At 69.7% G+C, this 16,491-nt stretch carries 20 protein-coding genes and 1 pseudogene; 4 read left to right on the top strand and 17 right to left on the bottom strand.

Translation table 11 applies throughout. The features are described from left to right. Positions 1–2: 2 nt before the first annotated feature. Positions 3–761, bottom strand: a complete 759-nt coding sequence (locus tag ACFWX1_RS31980; RefSeq protein ID WP_378393481.1) for a hypothetical protein — start codon at positions 759–761, stop codon at positions 3–5. After that, a complete protein-coding gene (locus tag ACFWX1_RS31975) occupies positions 758–1,927 on the bottom strand; it encodes an FAD-dependent monooxygenase (RefSeq protein WP_378393480.1) in 1,170 nt (389 codons plus the stop codon). The genes ACFWX1_RS31980 and ACFWX1_RS31975 overlap by 4 nt, the downstream gene beginning before the upstream one ends. Before the next feature lie 128 nt (positions 1,928–2,055). Here ACFWX1_RS31975 and ACFWX1_RS31970 point away from each other — a divergent pair, with 128 nt between their 5' ends. Both ACFWX1_RS31970 and ACFWX1_RS31965 read left to right on the top strand, forming a co-directional pair. Next, a complete protein-coding gene (locus ACFWX1_RS31970; protein ID WP_378393479.1) occupies positions 2,056–3,207 on the top strand; it encodes a sensor histidine kinase in 1,152 nt (383 codons plus the stop codon). Then, the gene (locus ACFWX1_RS31965) at positions 3,200–3,880 is read left to right on the top strand and encodes a response regulator (protein WP_378393478.1); all 681 of its coding nucleotides are present in this window, start codon (positions 3,200–3,202) and stop codon (positions 3,878–3,880) included. Before ACFWX1_RS31970 ends, ACFWX1_RS31965 begins: the two co-directional genes overlap by 8 nt. Here ACFWX1_RS31965 and ACFWX1_RS31960 read toward each other — a convergent pair. From ACFWX1_RS31960 to ACFWX1_RS31915, 10 genes are all read right to left on the bottom strand, one after another. Next, positions 3,846–4,328 carry a lasso peptide biosynthesis B2 protein gene (locus tag ACFWX1_RS31960; RefSeq protein ID WP_378393477.1) on the bottom strand — a complete coding sequence of 161 codons (483 nt, stop codon included), beginning with the start codon at positions 4,326–4,328 and terminating at the stop codon, positions 3,846–3,848. The genes ACFWX1_RS31965 and ACFWX1_RS31960 overlap by 35 nt on opposite strands. Beyond that, on the bottom strand, positions 4,325–4,582 hold the full coding sequence (locus tag ACFWX1_RS31955) for a lasso peptide biosynthesis PqqD family chaperone (protein ID WP_378393476.1): 258 nt from the start codon (positions 4,580–4,582) through the stop codon (positions 4,325–4,327). Before ACFWX1_RS31955 ends, ACFWX1_RS31960 begins: the two co-directional genes overlap by 4 nt. Next, positions 4,579–6,384, bottom strand: coding sequence for an asparagine synthase-related protein (locus ACFWX1_RS31950; RefSeq protein WP_378393475.1), 1,806 nt, complete (start codon positions 6,382–6,384; stop codon positions 4,579–4,581). The genes ACFWX1_RS31955 and ACFWX1_RS31950 overlap by 4 nt, the downstream gene beginning before the upstream one ends. A 196-nt stretch (positions 6,385–6,580) precedes the next feature. After that, positions 6,581–6,700, bottom strand: coding sequence for a lasso RiPP family leader peptide-containing protein (locus ACFWX1_RS31945; RefSeq protein WP_378393474.1), 120 nt, complete (start codon positions 6,698–6,700; stop codon positions 6,581–6,583). Between the two features lie 51 nt (positions 6,701–6,751). Then, positions 6,752–6,865, bottom strand: a complete 114-nt coding sequence (locus ACFWX1_RS31940; protein ID WP_378393473.1) for a lasso RiPP family leader peptide-containing protein — start codon at positions 6,863–6,865, stop codon at positions 6,752–6,754. 156 nt (positions 6,866–7,021) lie between these two features. Continuing rightward, positions 7,022–7,144, bottom strand: a complete 123-nt coding sequence (locus tag ACFWX1_RS31935) for a lasso RiPP family leader peptide-containing protein (protein ID WP_378393472.1) — start codon at positions 7,142–7,144, stop codon at positions 7,022–7,024. A gap of 149 nt (positions 7,145–7,293) precedes the next feature. Next, complete coding sequence (locus tag ACFWX1_RS31930; RefSeq protein ID WP_378393471.1) at positions 7,294–8,058, bottom strand: ABC transporter permease subunit; 765 nt, start codon at positions 8,056–8,058, stop codon at positions 7,294–7,296. After that, on the bottom strand, positions 8,058–8,972 hold the full coding sequence (locus ACFWX1_RS31925) for an ABC transporter ATP-binding protein (RefSeq protein WP_378393470.1): 915 nt from the start codon (positions 8,970–8,972) through the stop codon (positions 8,058–8,060). The genes ACFWX1_RS31930 and ACFWX1_RS31925 overlap by 1 nt, the downstream gene beginning before the upstream one ends. Positions 8,973–9,087: 115 nt before the next feature. Continuing rightward, positions 9,088–9,747 (bottom strand): LuxR C-terminal-related transcriptional regulator, encoded by a 660-nt coding sequence (locus tag ACFWX1_RS31920; protein ID WP_378393469.1) that lies wholly within the window; start codon positions 9,745–9,747, stop codon positions 9,088–9,090. Between the two features lie 309 nt (positions 9,748–10,056). Next, positions 10,057–10,791 (bottom strand): SDR family oxidoreductase, encoded by a 735-nt coding sequence (locus tag ACFWX1_RS31915; RefSeq protein WP_378393468.1) that lies wholly within the window; start codon positions 10,789–10,791, stop codon positions 10,057–10,059. Positions 10,792–10,884: 93 nt separating this feature from the next. Between ACFWX1_RS31915 and ACFWX1_RS31910 the strand changes: the two genes are divergently transcribed. Both ACFWX1_RS31910 and ACFWX1_RS31905 read left to right on the top strand, forming a co-directional pair. Beyond that, positions 10,885–11,367 carry an RrF2 family transcriptional regulator gene (locus ACFWX1_RS31910; protein WP_378393467.1) on the top strand — a complete coding sequence of 161 codons (483 nt, stop codon included), beginning with the start codon at positions 10,885–10,887 and terminating at the stop codon, positions 11,365–11,367. Positions 11,368–11,408: 41 nt separating this feature from the next. Continuing rightward, positions 11,409–12,575, top strand: a complete 1,167-nt coding sequence (locus tag ACFWX1_RS31905; RefSeq protein ID WP_378393466.1) for an MFS transporter — start codon at positions 11,409–11,411, stop codon at positions 12,573–12,575. Between the two features lie 57 nt (positions 12,576–12,632). On the opposite strand, the gene ACFWX1_RS31900 is transcribed toward ACFWX1_RS31905, so the two are convergent. From ACFWX1_RS31900 to ACFWX1_RS31880, 5 genes and pseudogenes are all read right to left on the bottom strand, one after another. After that, positions 12,633–13,805 (bottom strand): MFS transporter, encoded by a 1,173-nt coding sequence (locus ACFWX1_RS31900; protein WP_378393465.1) that lies wholly within the window; start codon positions 13,803–13,805, stop codon positions 12,633–12,635. 35 nt (positions 13,806–13,840) lie between these two features. Then, positions 13,841–15,007: a S8 family peptidase gene (locus tag ACFWX1_RS31895; RefSeq protein ID WP_378393464.1), complete on the bottom strand. Its 1,167-nt coding sequence runs from the start codon at positions 15,005–15,007 to the stop codon at positions 13,841–13,843. Positions 15,008–15,069: 62 nt separating this feature from the next. Next, entirely contained in the window at positions 15,070–15,528 is a 459-nt protein-coding gene (locus tag ACFWX1_RS31890; RefSeq protein ID WP_378393463.1) for a thioredoxin family protein, read from the bottom strand. Positions 15,529–15,540: 12 nt separating this feature from the next. Then, positions 15,541–15,936, bottom strand: coding sequence for a rhodanese-like domain-containing protein (locus ACFWX1_RS31885; protein ID WP_378393515.1), 396 nt, complete (start codon positions 15,934–15,936; stop codon positions 15,541–15,543). 117 nt (positions 15,937–16,053) lie between these two features. Beyond that, positions 16,054–16,413, bottom strand: a pseudogene (locus ACFWX1_RS31880) (cytosine permease); the annotation flags it as partial. Positions 16,414–16,491 lie beyond the last annotated feature (78 nt).

Genomic DNA, 16,491 nt, shown 5'->3' with positions numbered 1-16,491 from the left:
GGTCACTCCGGCGGGTAGGGAAAGTCGCGGAAGTCGGCATCGAGCTGTCCGAGCGTGCGCGGCAGCCAGTAACACCGTTGCCGCCACACGGTTTCGCGTGAGAGCGGCGGGTTGACGTGGTACTGATCGGGATTGGCGATCTTCTGCAGTCCCCAGGCGAGCCCGACGAGCGGAGCGATCTCCCGCCACCGCCGCCGGTGGATGCCGAGCAGGCCCATACCCCGCAGGTAGGCGTGCCAGGTCGGGTAGCCCAGCGGCGGCCGGGCCGGGGTCGCATTCATCGTGTGCACGGGAGGGTTGGCGCGCGGGTCGAACAGCACGCCCTGGCCGAAGTACTCGAAAGCGGTGGTGAAGCCCTCGCTGCCCGGCCGGTAGAAACGGTCGAACACGCCGAGCTGGATCCGGGAAAGAGCCTCGAGCGGCTGGCGGATCGGCGCGAGGAAGGACGCGTAGTTTTCCGGATACCCGGGGGATTTCAGCATGTCGAGCCAGGTCAGCACGATGCCCCGTTCCACACCTCCGCCGAGGTAGGCGTCGATCGCGGTGAAGGCGTCGGTCACCTCCTTCGACGGGTGGTACAACGTGGCGTCGTCGAGCGAGAACCACATCTCGTTCGCCCGCCGGTCCCCCTGCATCCCGGGTACCGGCGGGAACCCCGCCGCGGACGCCGTGTTCACCCCTGCCGCGCCGATTCCCACCGTCAGTCCCGCGCCCGCGGCGAATCTCAGCGCCTGCCGTCTGCCGAATTCCTGTGCTGTCATCTGCTCGCCCCCGTAGTCTCGGTTTCCTCGAGTGCTTTCCTGATGTCGTAGTGGTGGATCCAGGCGACGTCGGCGGTCAGCGACCGCACCGCACCGGGGCGGTCCGGTGTCAATCGCGCCGAGCCACCGTCCCGCGCGCCCAGCTGAACCCGGGTGGTGTGCGGCAGGCGCATCGACTCGTAGGACCGCAACGCTTTTTCCGGGTCCGGCTCGACGGCCAGGAAATGGGCGAGCGCGACGGCGTCCTCGATCGCCTGGCTCGCGCCCTGCCCGTGGTGTGGCAGCATCGGATGCGCCGCGTCACCCAGCAGCGTGACGCGGCCGAAGCTCCAGCGTGCCAGCGGCTGCCGGTCGTTCAACGCCCAGTGCCCGGTTTCGCCAGCCGCCGCCAGCACCTTCCGCGCGTCCCGGGACCAGCCCGCGAAGGCCGCTCGAAGCGCGGCGGGATCGCCGGCCGCGCTCCACGATTCGGTGCGCTCGCGATCCGGCACGACGCCCACGTAGGTCAGCAACGCGCCGCCGCGGACGGGATAGCACAGCAGCCGCCGGTCGGCCCCGGCCCAGACGAACATGGTCGACGCCGGCAGTCCGGTGGCCTCGGCGGGCACCACACCGCGAAACGCCCCCCTGCCGGAAAACACGATGCTCTCCGGGCCGTTGGCAACGCGGCGGACCACCGAGCGCATGCCGTCCGCGCCCACCAGGACGTCGGCTTCGGCGCTCGTACCGTCGGCGAACCGGAGTTCGACCCGGTCACTCTTGCCGGCGAAGCCGATCAGCTTCTTACCGAGCCGCAGCGTTCCCGCGGGCAGTCGCCCGGCGAGTATCCGATGCAGATCGGGGCGGTGAATCGTGTAGTAAGGGGCGCCGAATTCCCTCTCCCATTCCGCCCCGAACGGCTGACTCGCCACAACGCCGCCGCTGAACCAGTCCCGGATTTCCAGCGCGGAAGGCCGCACCGCGACCGCGTCCAGCAGATCGCCGAGCCCCCACCGCCGAAGCACCCGGCTGCCGTTGGCGCCCAGATGCAAACCCACGCCCGCCGCGCGCACGCGGTCGGCCTTCTCATAGACCCGCACCTGGAAACCCTTGCGGGACAACGCGATTGCCGCGGCGAGACCGCCGATACCCGCACCCGCGACCGCCACGGCACGCGTCGCCGTCATCGTTCCCCCAAGAATCTCCCCGCCCGGTGTCCGGCTGCACCCCACCGTAGAAGTCCCGATGTCCCGGCCGCGTGGGAATGGTGTCCCCGTCGAGTCCCGATGCGCGGATTTCCGCCTATGATCGCGGTGTGCGGAAGGTCTCTGCCGAAGGCCGCCTCATCATCCTGGACGCGTTGTTCGCGTCCGGCTATGCGGCCGTGCTCGCCGGCCTCGCGATGACCGGCACGAGCGGTTCGGGGCTGCCGGTGTGGGCACGCGGCCTGATCGCGGCCATGGTCGCACTACCGGTCGCGGTGCGCCGGCTCCGGCCGGCGGTGGGCTTCTGGTGCGGCCTCGGCGCTTCCCTGCTGGCGGCGTCGCTCGACGTGGTCCACGAGCCGTTCGTGGCGGCCGCGCTAGCGCTGTACCTGATGGCACTCACGAGCCAGCGATGGACCTGGCAGAGCACGATGGTGCTGGGCGTCACCAGCGCCCTCGTGCTCGCCGCCGCTTCGCTGGTGAGCACGCCGGACGGCTGGCTGTTCGCGGTGACCCCGGTGGTGGCGGGGCTGGCGGTGCTCGGCGGGGCGTGGACGATCGGCTCGGCGATGCGAGAGCGGCGGGAGTACGCCCGCCGCTCGGCCGAACAGCTCGCAAGGGAGGCGGTGGCCGAGGAACGACTGCGCATCGCCCGCGAACTGCACGACATCGTCGCGCACAGCATGGGCGTCATCGCCGTCAAGGCCGGACTCGCAGGCTACGTCCTGCACAGCAGGCCCGCGGAAGCGGAAGAGGCGCTGCGCGCCATCGAAACGGCCAGCCGCGGCGCACTCACCGACCTGCGGCACATGCTCAGCCTGCTGCGCCTGGACGAGGAAGCCGCGGACTTCCGGCCGCTGCCCGGGATCGCCGACCTGCCGGCACTGGCCGTTCGTGCCGAGGACGCGGGTGTGCGCGCCGACCTCGCCGTCAGCGGTGCGGAGAACCTGCCCGAAAGCCTGGGGCTCACGGTGTACCGCATCGTGCAAGAGGCCCTGACCAATGTCGCGAAGCACGCGGCGCCGACCCGGTGCCGGGTCGACGTCGAAGTGGCGCGGAAGGTCGTCCGGATCGAGATCGCCGACGAGGGCTCCGGGCGCAGGCAATCGCACGCCCCGCCTACCCCCGGGCACGGCCTGATCGGCATGCGCGAGCGCGTCATGCTGTGTGACGGCACCTTCGCCGCCGGGCCGACACCACGGGGCGGGTTCGCCGTCCACGTACGACTGCCGCTCGGACCCCAGGGGGACAACCGTGGCTAAGCCCATCCGTGTGGTCGTGGCCGACGATCAGGCGTTGCTGCGCGGCAGTTTCCGGGTTCTGGTCGACACCGCCCCCGACCTGGCCGTGGTGGGCGAGGCCACTACGGGCACCGAGGCGGTGCGGATCGCCACCCGGGAGAAGCCGGACGTCGTGCTGATGGACGTGCGCATGCCGGAGATGGACGGGGTCGAGGCCACCCGGCGCATCTGCCGGGCCCCGGAGACCGCCGAGGTGCGGGTGCTGATCCTGACGATGTTCGACCTGGATGCCTACGTCTACGCCGCGCTTCGCGCCGGTGCCAGCGGTTTCCTGCTCAAGGACACGCCACCAGCGGACCTGTTGTCGGCGATCCGGGTGATCGCGGGCGGCGACGCCCTGCTCGCGCCCTCGGTCACCCGGCGGCTGATCGCCAAGTTCGGGAATCTCGAGGACACCGCGGCTCCCGATCTGACCGGGATCACCGGCCGTGAACGCGAGGTGCTGGTACTCATCGCACGCGGGCTGTCCAACCACGCGATCGGCGAGCAGTTGCGGCTGAGCCAGGGCACGGTGAAGACCCACATCGGCCACCTGCTGGCGAAGCTCCATGCCAGGGACCGCGCCCAGCTCGTCATCGCCGCGTACGAAAGCGGCCTCGTCAGTCCGTCCCGCCGGGTGCAGGGCCGTCGCTGAGCGGCGGCGTGCGCCGACCAGCCCGGTTCGGGGCAGTACGGCCACGGACGCTGATCACGGTGTGGAACAACGTCATGTCCTCGGGCTCGCCGACCGCGGCTCCGTCCGCTTCGATCCACGCGTGTGCCCGGAACGGCCGGGTACGGAATCCCGTGCACCAGTCGGGCCACCGGCCGCGCGACCGGCACAGCAGCGCGGTCGCGACCGAACGCTGCAGACAGCCCTGACCCGCGCACCGCAGGCTCACCGACACCACGGCCTGCCGCGCGTCGAGCGCCTCGCCTGGTGTCGCCGGCCGCGCCCCGCGACTGGCGATGGCCAGTACCTGGCGCAGCCGCCGCGGCGGCAACTTGATCAGCAGCCGTGCCGTCCCGGCGGCGCAACGGGCCGCGAGGTTCCGATGCCAGCGCAGGGAAACGGGCGGTTCGACGGCGACCGGAATGGTCATGCGATCACCAGCCGGGCGTTGCGCAGCGTGGCAAGCAACTCACGGACGTCCGCGAGCGCTTGTTCCACGCGGACCGGGGCACGCTCGGCGAGGGCCGCCGCGGCGTCCTCGAGCGTGTGCCCCTCGAGGAGAAGGCGCAACGTCGCCGCGCCGGTGGCGTTCAGCTGGAAGTAACGGCCGTCCCGCTGATCGAGCAGGACGATACCGTCCTCGCTGTCCGTCGCGGTCACCTCGGCCTGAAGCCGGACTTTCACGAAACTCCCCCTGTCGTCGCGGCGGCCACGCTCGGCGAGCGCAGCCAGGTCTCACAGGCCAGCGTGTTCTCGAAGATCGCGATGTGCTCGGTGTCCGGGCCCAGCGTGAGCAGCGACCGCCGGAGCCTGCCGGCGTCGACCAGCCCGCGTCTCGCCAGGTCCAGGTCCTCGCACGACTCGGTCAGCGCGGCCCGGTTGCGTTCGAGCCCGTCGTAGACCTCCGCGCTGTACTCGCCCTTGCTACGCCGGTCCAGGATCTCGTCCGGTACCAGACCGCGCATCGCGGTCGTCAGCAGCGGTTTGTACCTGCCGCGCGGCACCCGGTCCTCGACACGCACCGACAGCGCGGCCTCGATCACCGGGTCGTCGAGGAACGGTGCGGCCCATTCGACGCCCTGGTCCTGAAACGCCATGCGCAGCTGGCGGATCGCCGCCCCGGAATGCGTGACGAACTCGAGCACCTGGTGCCGGGCGCGATCCGGGTCGAGCGGGCGTGGCTGGTCATAGGCCGCCTCGCGCAGCAACCGCGCCACCGTGGCCACGGCATCCGGGGTCGCCCACGGCGGCAACCGGAGGTCACCCCGCCAGCCGAGCTGGACGGCGTAGGGAGGCGAAGGTGGCGCGGTGAGCAGATCCGCGGCATCCCGCAACGAACGGGCGAAATCCGTGGTGTCGGCCAGCGCGCGCAGGGTCTCGGCGGCGCCCCAGCGGTTCATCAGCCGGTACCGGCGGATCACCGGTACCGCGGCCGCCGGCCGTTTGCGCGCCAGCGACCACATGGTCGCGGGCATCGGGCTGAACAACTCGTCCCCGCCCAGCCCCATGAGGTGGATGCTCGCCCCCTCGGCGACGTCCGTCTCGGTGAACGCCGCCATATGCGCGCGATTGCGGTGCCACGACGGTGGGCCTTCGATGTCGCTCGCGCTCTCCGGGCCGGCCTCGAACCAGCTCGGTGCCTGGTCGAGCTCGCGGAACCGGTGCCGCGCCTTCGGCAACGCCTTCGCCGCGTGCTCGGCCCACCTGGTGTCCTCGTTGGCTTGGTCGTGGGGCTTCCAGTGGTGGGTGACCAGATTCGCGCCGACGGCGTCCGCGAGGAAGCACAGCGTCGTGGAATCGAGACCACCCGAAAGGTCACTCGCGACAGAGCCGATGCGGCGCGTTCGAACTCGCACGGCCTCCCCGAGTGCCACCCGGACCTCTTCGGCGGCCCGCGCCATCGTCCGCTCGGCCGGGGGTGGCGACCACCACCGCACCTCGCGATGCCGTCCTCGCCCGTCTACGTCGAGCCAGTGTCCGGCGGCGACCTGACGCACCCCGGACCACATGGTGCGCAAGGAAAGTGGCCACGGCGTGACCGGGATGAGCATCCGCAGCGCGAGCGTCTCCTCGTCCACTCGCGCGCCGGTGAGCGCGAGCAGCGGACGCGGTGAGTCGGCCGCGAAGGTCACCCCGGCCACGGTGGCGTGAAACACTTGCCGGGCAGTGGAAACATCGCCCTGGCAACGCAGCGAACCGTTGATCGAGGCGAAGAAATGGGTACTGCCGGGCACACTTCGCGCGAGTGCGTCCAGATCGTGCCCGGAACGCGCAGCGGCCAGCGCCCGCCGGGCCACGGCGGGGTCGAACTCCGTGCGTCCGAAGATCGCCAGCCGGCGCGAGCCCGCCACGATCAAGGTGAGGTCCTCGTCGGCCCACCGGCCGCGTAGCCAAGGCCGCCCCGAATCGTGCCGGACCAGCCGCGCATCCGCGGCCCCGGCGAGTTCTTCGGCTTCGGACGTGTCCGGAAGCACCAGCAGTTCCATCTCTTCTCCCCCTTCGACGACCCGTGTCACGCGGGATAGGACTCCCACCAGAAAAAGTCGTAGCCCGGCTTGATCAGGCCGAGCGTTCGCACGCCGAAAACGCCGATCTCGGTCAGCGACGGCGGAATATAAACCTTCATCATGACCTCCGATAGTCTGCTGTGGATGGTGTCGACCAGGGCCGAAGTCCCCGCATTCACGGCCGATGGATCCCGTACCACAGCCAGTCGTGCAGCGGGGTGGTGAAGGGACCGAGCGTCCGTTCGCCGAAGGCACCGATCTCGGTCAGCGACGGCGGGACATAGATCTTCATCATGACCTCCGATAGTCTGTTGTGGACAGTGTCGAGCAAGGAGCTCGCACACCCCTACACGGGAAATGTGCCCCACCAGAACCAGTCGTGGCTGGGGCCGGTTATGCCGAGTGTCCGCGCGCCGAAGGCGCCGATCTCGGTCAGCGTCGGTGGAACATAGATCTTCATCGCGAACTCCTCGTGTCCGTTGTGGATGAGGGAGGAGCAGGTGCAGGGAGCCGAAGCTCCCCGCACCGCCGATCCGATGCGTTCGGTGCTCGGGGGTAAGCACGAAGCCATCGGAACCTTCATCCGGTCCGGTGGCTGCGCGTCTCCCCGTTCCCGTTACGGAATCAGGTAACCCCACCAGACCCAGTCGTGCTTCTTGTTCGTCGGCAGGCCCAGCGTGACCTCTTCGAACTCACCGATCTGCACCAGCGTCGGCGGTTCGTAAACCACGTCCTTCATGGAATCCACTTCCTTCTCGGTTTGTCTTCGAGAGAAGGACCGCCGGCTCCCGGCGTTTCCCACCCCCCTGGACAATGACCAACCTAGAAGGCCGTGAATCCCGGTCGCCTGGGCTCGATGTCCCGATCCTGTCCCGACTTGACCCCGGCTCAGGCGTCACGCGTGCGGAACACGAGATAACCTCCCGCGAGCGCCGCCACGGTCCAGCCGACCAGCACCAGCAGGCCGCCCCAAGGGCTCAGCGGGCTGTCCCCCTGCGGGATCAGGTACATGACCTGCTGTCCCGCCTGATCGGGCAGGTAGCGCGCGAGGACCTTGATTCCCGGGATGTTCGCGAGAATCCGCGAAACGATGAAGAACAACGGGATCAGGATCCCCAAGGAGAACGTCGAACTCCGCAGCATGGTGGCGACGCCCATGGAGAACATCGAGATGAGCGTCATGTACAGGCACAGCCCCACCACCGCGCGAGTCACTCCCGGATCGCCGAGCGAGACGCTGTGCGGGTGACCTATCGTCGCCTGGGAGGCGAAGAACGTGACGAACACCGTCACCACGGAAACACCGAACGCCACGGCCGTACCGGTCATCACCTTGCCCGCGTAGAACAGGCCCCGCCGCGGCACCGCCGCCAGTGACGCCCGTATCGTCCCCATGGAATACTCCGCGCTGACCACGAGCACCCCGAACACCACCAGCGCGATCTGGGTGTAAAGGAGACCACCGAGCCCGGAGAAGATCGCGTCGAACCCGGACGCGTCACTCTTCGGGTCGGAGAAGTAGTTCCGGAACATCAGCGAGAACAACATACTGATTCCGAACCCCAGCAGAAAATTCGCCAACAGGGCGACTTTCGTCGAGCGCACGCTGCGGATCTTGGTCCATTCCGAAAGCAGCACGGTCCGCGCACCCATCACCGTTCCCCCCGTCCAGCGTGGTATTCGACGCTCTGCTCGGTGAGTCGCATGAACGCCTCCTCCAGTGAAGCGGCCTGCTGGCTGAGCTCGTCGAGCGTCAGTCCGTTGGCCGAGGCCACCGCGCCGATCTGGAACGGCTGCGCCTCGGTGGCTTCGAGCGTGCCGTCGGGGCCGTCCACCACTTCGATGCTCTCGGCGGCCAGCGCCGACCGCATCCGTTCCGGCTCGGTGGTGCGGATCCGGACGAACGAACGGGAGTTGCGGGCGATGAAATCGGTCATGCCGGTGTCGGCGAGCAGCCTCCCCCTGCCGATCACGATGAGGTGGTCGGCGGTCAGCGCCATCTCGCTCATCAGGTGACTGGAGACGAACACCGTGCGCCCTTCGGCAGCCAGCCCCTTGATCAGGGTCCGGATCCAGCGGATACCTTCCGGATCCAGGCCGTTGACCGGTTCGTCGAACAGCAGGATGCCGGGATCGCCGAGCAGCGCGGCGGCGATGCCGAGCCGCTGGCTCATGCCGAGCGAGAACCCGCCGACGCGCTTGTCCCGCACGCTCCCGAGCCCGACCAGATCGACGACCTCGCTCACCCGGCGCCGGGGAATGCCATTGCTCTGCGCCAGCCAGAGCAGGTGGTCGTATGCCGTGCGGCCGGCATGCGCCGCCTTCGCTTCGAGGAGCGCGCCGATCACCCGTAACGGCTCCCGGTGCTCCCGGTACCGTTTCCCGTCGATCAGCACGTGGCCCGCCGTCGGCCGGTCCAGATCCAGGATCATCCGCATGGTGGTCGACTTGCCGGCGCCGTTGGGGCCGAGGAATCCGGTCACCCGGCCGGGTTTCAGGTCGAAGGACAGGTCGTCCACCGCGACCGTGTTCCCGTACCGCTTGGTGAGATTTCGTAGCTCGATCACCGCTTCATGCTCTCGCCGGAGCGGCGGCGGCACATCGGACCAGCCTCCGAATCCGTGCTATCCCGCTGGTCCGAATCCCTCAGCCGGGCTAAGACCGTAGTCCTAGGCCGACCGTTCAGACGCCCAGCCCAGCGTCCCTGGCACGCAGCGCCGCCGCCGCGCGGTCGACCACCTGCAGTTTCGCGAACAGCCGCGAAACGTGGTTTCGAACGGTTTTCTCGGACAATACGAGCTCCCGGGCGATACGCCGGTTCTCATAGCCGCGGGCGACGAGATCGAGCACCTGCCGCTCACGATCGGTGAGTTCCGGAAAGGCCACCCTGCTGGCGATTTCATGCACAGCCGAGAAATAGTTGCCGAGCCTGCTCGCGATGACCGGTGCGAACACGGCACCGCCGTCGGCGACGAAATGGATGCTGCGCACCAACTCGGCCGCCGAGACACCCTGTACGAGGTAACCCCTGGCGCCGGCGCGCAACGCCGCCACCACCGCGTCGTCGTCATCCACTTGCGAAAACACGAGGATTCTGGGCACCGGCCATTCGAATCCGTTGGCACTCAGGCCCCGCAAGGCCTCCGTGTCACCGTAACCGGTCTTGCGGGAACTGAGTAACACCACGTCAGCGGGCGGCTTCAGTACGTGCAACTGCCGGACGGCGTCCTGCCAGCCCGCAGCTTCCCCTACCACCACCACATCCTCCGCCTCGCCGATGGTGACCCGGAGCCCTGCCCGGAAAACGGGATCATCATCGAGGAGGAAAACACGCGTACTCATGACGAGGAATTCGAATCGAATCCACCGGAACCCGATTCAATTCCTCGTTGAAAATACAACAATTGTGAAGATCTCATAAGTCCCCCAGATACCCCGGCGCAACCCCGCCCCCGGACCGCGCTCGGCCCCATACTACACAGGCACTTCCGGCACTGCGAACCAAGACACTGCGCAACAACCGATCTTGACCGGATCAAGCTTTCTCGCCGTCAAATATCCACATCGCGCCGTAGCTTTGCCGCCGCACGCCGATAGGCCTGGGGTGCGGCCTCCACCGGGCCGGGGGAACGCTCGGAGCGTTCGCTGAGGTCAGCGCGAACGCAGCCAGTCGCGGTAGTGCGTCTTGGCCAGCGGGGTGCCTTCGGGCGTGGTGAGCACGTTTCCCTTGGCGGCGGCGAACAATCCGGCGGCCTCGTCGGTGACCACGGTGCGGCGGTCACCGGTCTCGGCCAGGGTGAGGCGGCCCAGTTCGTCGAGCGGGAAGACCTCGGGGCCGCCGATGTTACGGATACCCCGCAGCGGCGCGCCCACGGCGGTTTCGGCGACCGCGGCGGCGACTTCGGCGGAGGCGATGGGCTGGATCGGCGTGGCGGGCAGGCGGACGACGTCGCCGTCGGTGGTCGTGTCCAGCACCGCCGGGACGAACTCCATGAACTGGGTGGCGCGGACGATCGAGTAAGGGATCGGCCCGGCCTGGATCAGGTTCTCCTGCAGGGTCTTCGCGCGGTAGTAGGCGACGTCGGGCACCTGGTCGACACCGACGATGGACAGGGCGACGAAGTGCTCCACGCCCGCCTTCCCGGCGGCCGACAGCTCGTTGGTGACCGTCGTGCGGAAGAAGTCGATCGCGGCTTCGTCGAAGGTCGGCGAGTTGGTCAGGTCCACCACGACCTTGGCGCCGCGCACCGCGTCGTCGAGCCCCTCACCCGTGAGCAGGTCGACACCGGTGGAGAGCGAATGCGCCGTGACGTCGTGGCCCGCGTCCGCGAGTTGCCGCGCCACCTGGGAACCGATGAGGCCGGTGCCGATCACCGCGATCTTCATGAGGAGCTCCTTGACTCGGATTCGATGTGTCCGAGTTCGAAGTTTACTCGGACACCTGTTGTCCGAGTCAAGCCCGCTGGTTAGGCTGGACGCGTGAAGGTGTCCGGTGGTGTCGAAACGGCGTTGCACTGCTGCGTGGTGCTGACGGCGGCGGCCGAGCCGGTACCCGCGGTCCGCTTGGCGGAGTTGCACGGGGTTTCGGCCACCTACCTGGCCAAGCAGCTGCAAGCGCTGTCCCGGGCCCAGCTCGTCCGGTCCGCGCAGGGAAAGGCCGGCGGGTACGTGCTGACGCGCTCGCCCGAGGAGATCACGGTTCTCGACGTCGTCGAGGCCGTCGAAGGCCCCCAGCCGACCTTCGTGTGCACGGAGATCCGGCAGCGGGGCCCGATGGCGGCGCCGCCGGAGGCGTGCACCGCGCCGTGCGCGATCACCCGCACGATGATCGCCGCCGACCGGGCCTGGCGTGCCGCGCTGCGGGAGGTGACGATCGCCGACCTGGGCCGCATGGTCGGCGAAGACTACGAAGGCGACGTGCTGGGCCAGATCGGCACCTGGCTCGCGACCGGCTCCGCCTGAATTCGTCCACAAAGGACTGAGATGTCACCGGGACCGCATCGATGAGCAGCGAGACCTCCCGCGACCGCGGCCGGTTGTTTCCCTTGTACGCCGCCGGTTTCGTCACCGCGTCCGGCGCGCACAGCATCGCCGCCGGCCTCGGCGGGTACACCGAAGCCGGACACGCCTCGCTGCTGACCCTCGGCGTCCTCCTGGCGATCTACGACGGCGCCGAAGTGGTGCTCAAACCGCTGTTCGGCTCACTGGCCGACCACGTCGGCGCACGACCGGTCCTCCTCGGCGGCTTGCTGGCCTTCGCCGTCGCGTCCGCCGCGTTCGTCGTCGCCGGGGATCCGGCGCTGGTCGGCCTCGCCCGGCTGGGCCAGGGCGCGGCGGCCGCGGCCTTCTCCCCCGCCGCGGGCGCCATGGTCGCCCGGCTCTCGCCGCAAGACCGCCATGGCTGGGCCTTCGGCGGGTACGGCGCGTGGAAGGGACTCGGCTACACCCTCGGGCCGCTGCTCGGCGGTGTCCTGATCACCCTCGGCGGATACTCCCTGCTGTTCCTCGCCCTTGCCGTGCTCGCCGCCGCGGTCGCGCTCTGGGCCGTGCTCGTCGTCCCCGCGGTCGCGCCGCTGCCCCGGACCCGGCAGACGCTGCTCGACCTGGCCCGCAGGCTGAGCACCGCCGGCTTCCTGCGGCCCACGCTCGGACTGGCCGGTGCCACCGCCGCGCTCGCCGTCGGCGTCGGTTTCCTCCCCGTCGCCGGGGCAGGCCACGGACTCGGGCCCCTGGCCACCGGCGCGATCGTGTCCCTGCTGGCCGCCTGCGCCGCGCTGGTCCAGCCCTGGAGCGGACGTGCCCGCGACGCCGGCCGGATCCGTGACGGAGCGGGCATGGCCGCGGGACTCGCCCTCGCCGCGGCGGGCATGACGCTGGCCGCGGCAGTGCCTGGCGTGGCAGGGCTCGTCATCGCCGCCGTCGCCATCGGAACGGGCACCGGCCTGGTCACCCCGATCGGCTTCGCCCATCTCGCGGCGAGTACCCCGCCCGAACGGCTCGGGCAGACCATGGGCGCCGCCGAAGTCGGCCGCGAACTCGGCGACGCGGGCGGCCCGCTCCTCGTCGGCGCGATCGCGGCCGCCACCACCCTCGGCCTCGGACTGACCGGTCTGGCGACCGCACTGATCGTGAGTGCCGCCCTCGTAGTGAAAGCCCGCCCCCAACCGTGACAGCACGTGCGCTCATCAGGCGTAACGCGATGTGAGTCCTCTGTGGACACGGGCACGTCAGTCGCGCCCGTTGGTCGAGGTGACTGGAGTGGCGAGCAGTAGCGGCACGGTCAGCAGCGCGACCGCGACCCACGGCAGGGCCGCGGGCGCCGTGCCGAGGATGATCCCGCCGGTCAGCGCTCCCCCGGCCACCGCGCCGTTCCAGCTCGCGATGGTGAGCGACTGCGCGGTATCGGCGCGGCGCCCGGCGAGCAGGGCGGTGACCGCCTGGAACGACGTCGGCGCGCCGCCGAAGGCGAGTCCCCACAACGCCGTCGCCGCGAGCAGGACGCCGGGGCCGCGTCCGCCGACGGCGAGCACGGCGATACAGCAGGCGGCGGTCGCCGCGCAGGACAGCAGCACGGCGCGGGGATGCCGGTCGAGCGCGAGCCCGACGAGCCACAGTCCGGCGACCGTGGCCAGCCCGAACAACAACAGCCCGGCGCTGAGCAGCCCGGCGTGCCCATGCCCGGCGTAGAACGGGCCGAGGTAGGTGTAGAAGATGTTGTGCGCCAAGGAGAACGCGATCACCAGGACCAGCAGCGGACGCAGTCCCGGGGTCCGCAGGACGGTACGCAGCCGCGTCCGGCCGCCGGCCGGTTCCCCCGGTAGCGGCGGGACGACCGCCGAAATCCACCAGAGCAGCGGCAGCGCGATGAGCGCCATGACGACGAACACCCAGCGCCAGCCGATGAGCACGCCGAGCGCGGCGCCCGCGGGTACACCGAGCGCGAAACCCACCGGGGTGCCCGCCATCGCGACGGCGAGCGCGCGGCCGGACCGTTCCACCGAGACGAGCCGCATGGCGTAGTTCGCGACGAGCGACCACAGGACGCCGGTGATCGCGCCGGAGACCACCCGCGCCACGAGGACGAGCGCGAACCACGGGGACAGCGCGATGACCGCGTTGGTCACCACGAACCCGGTGACGAGCACGAGCAGGAGTGCCTTGCGGGGTATCCGGGTCGTGGCCGCGGTCAGTGGTACCGCGGTGAGCGCGGTGGTGATCGCGTACACCGTCACGAGCTGTCCGGTGACCGCGGGCGAGACGCCGAGATCGGCCGACGCCGGGAGCAGGATCCCGGCGGGCACGACCTCGGTCAGGCAGCCGAGGAACACCGAAGTGGCGAGCGCGAGGAGCGCGCCCAGCGGCAGCCCGGTGGCGCGGCCGGGTGGCGCGGCGACATTCATGGTCGAGTCCTCCACCGTCGTCCCGGCCGCGAGCCCTAGGCGGTATGGAGCAGGAGGTTGTGCGATCCGGTACCGGGATCGGTGACCTTGTCCTTCGACGCGGCGGCCTTGAGCGCCGCGTCGAGCGCGTCCGGCTTGGCGTCGGGATGCGCGGACAGGTACATCGCGGCGGCACCGGCCGCCTCCGCCGACGCGATCGACGTGCCCGACACCGTGGTGCAGGCGGTGTCGCTCCGGTTGTCCGCGGTCCTGATGTCCTTGCCCGGCGCGTAGAGGTCCACGCAGTCACCGAAGTTCGACGACGGCACCCTGCGGTCGGCCGCGTCCGTCGCACCGACGGTGATCCCGGTGGTCTGCCGCGCCGGAGTGCTGCCGCAGGCGTCGGCACCGGCATTGCCCGCCGCCGTGGCGTAGGCGAGCCCGAGCTGGGTCATCTTGTAGAGCTGGATGTCGACGACCGTGCCGCCGGGGCCGGCGAAACTGAGGTTGAGCAGGGCAGGCCGCCGCGCGTGGACGTTCACCCAGTCCAGCGCGGTCAGGATCTGCTCGGTCGTCCCGGTGCCGTCGCAGCCGAGCGTCCGCACCGATTCGATCGACGCCTCTTTCGCGACGCCGAAGTGGTGTCCGCCGATGGTGGCGGCGACCCGCGTGCCGTGCCCGTTGCAGTCGGTGCCGCTGCGGTCGTGCTCGGGCTCGATGGCGTCGAACGCGGCGTGCGCGCGACCGCCGAAGTCGCGGTGACTGGTGCGGACGCCGGTGTCGAGCACGTAGACGTGCACGTTCGACGCCGTGTTCGGGTAGGTGAACCGGTGATCGAGCGGGAGGTCCGGCTGATCGATGCGATCCTGCCCCCACGACGGCGGGTCGTCCTGGGTGCCCGCCGCGGTGTAGGTCTGGTTGGCGCCGACGGTGCTGACCGCGGCGTCGGTGAGGTACTTCGTGTGCTGTTCTTCGGTCAGGTCGATGGAGAACGCCTGCGAAACGGAGTAGTAGACGCGGCGGAGGGTGCCGCCGTACTTGGCGATCATCGCGTTCGCGGCGGCAGTGACCTTGTCCTTGTCCGCGGCCATCGGCTTCAGCCGCACGATGTACACCGCCGTCGCCCCGGCCGGGGTGCTCGCGGCGGACGCGGTGGCGGGCAGCACCCCGGCCACCACGGCGAAACAGACCGCCAGCACGGCGGCCCTTGTCTTGCGCTTCATGGGAAACCCTTCGCGGAGAGGGACGGATCGCCGCCGGCGCCGAGGGCCCCGGCGGCGGTGCGTCAGAGACCGTTCAGCCAGGTACGCAGGTCGGCGGGGCCGCTGCCGGAGTCGAACCCGACGACCCTGCTGCCCTTCTCCTGCCCGTCCCTGATGTCGATGAGCGTCGGGATGTACTCGATGCTGTACTTGTCCGCGATGTCCTTGTTCTGCCCGCTGTTGCTCAGGTCGACCTTCGCCCAGATCCACTTCCCGTTGTCGGCCTTGTGGTACTTCTCCAGATACGGCGCCATCTGCCGGCACGGGCCGCACCAGGTGGCGTAGAAGTCGAGCACCACCGGTTTGGTCTTCGACATCTCCATGACCTGGTCGTAGTTGGCCGAGGTCACGTCGATGACGGTGTCGTCCTGGATCGTGACGGCGACGCGCTCCGCCGCGATCGCGGGCGTCATCGTGGTGCAGCCGAGCAGTGCCGCGGTCGCCGCGACGGCGGCCGCGAGCACGGATATTCTCGTTCCCATTTCCTTCTCCTCCTATTCGGTGCTGTCACCGGAAACCGGTGCCGGACGCGCCGCCGCCGGGGTGCCGGACTCGGTCCGGTATCCGGCGTCCACCCAGTCCTCGATGCCCTCGCGGTACTTGCGGACGCTGGTGTAGCCGAGTTCGCGCAGGCGGGCGCCGACGAATTCGCTGTTGCGGCAAGGGATGTTGGCGCAGTAGACGACGATCGCGGCGGCCTTGTCCGGAAGCACGTCCGGTGCGTACGCGTCGGTGAACTCCGCCGCGCGCTCGTACGGGAAGCCGGGGATGTTGCGCGCGCCGGGCAGATGTTCCCGTTCGTAGTAGGCGACGGGCATCGTGTCGACCACGATCACCGTGCCCTCGTCCATCGCGCGCCTGAGTTCTTCACGCCCGATCAGTGGCAGCATGTCCGTTCCTCCCTGTGTCCGGCGGCGGGCCGGGAAGATCCGGCTCGCCGCGAGATAACCGGCGAAGGCCACGATCACCGAATTGATCGCGGGAATACCGAAGTCGGCGAAGACCGCGCACGCCGTGCCGAGCGCCCAGCTGACCAGCGCCGAGGGCACCCAGTCCCGATGCGGACCCGGCACCGAACCGTGTTCGCGCAAGGCGTCGAGCACGGGGCGGCACCGGCGGACGACGAAATACTCGGCGATGAGCACCCCGGCGACCGGCGGGGTGAGCACGCCGACCGCGGTCAGGAAGCCCGCGAAGTCGTCGGCGATTCCCAGCGCGGACGCCGCGGTGCCGAGCGCGCCCAGCACCAGGACCACGCGGACGCGGCCGACCTTGCGGCCGAACAGCACGTCGACGACGTTGACCAGGCCCAGCGACGACGAGTAGAGGTTCCAGTCGTTGATCTTGAAGATCGCGGTGGCGAGCACCAGGGTGCCGAGCACTCCCGACGAGGAGGTGACGATGCCGACGATGTCGGCCGAGGCCGTGGCGTGCGCCAGCAGCAC

This window comes from Amycolatopsis sp. NPDC059021, from assembly GCF_042739895.1.
Lineage (GTDB): Bacteria > Actinomycetota > Actinomycetes > Mycobacteriales > Pseudonocardiaceae > Amycolatopsis.
This window is presented reverse-complemented; position numbering and strand designations above follow the sequence as displayed.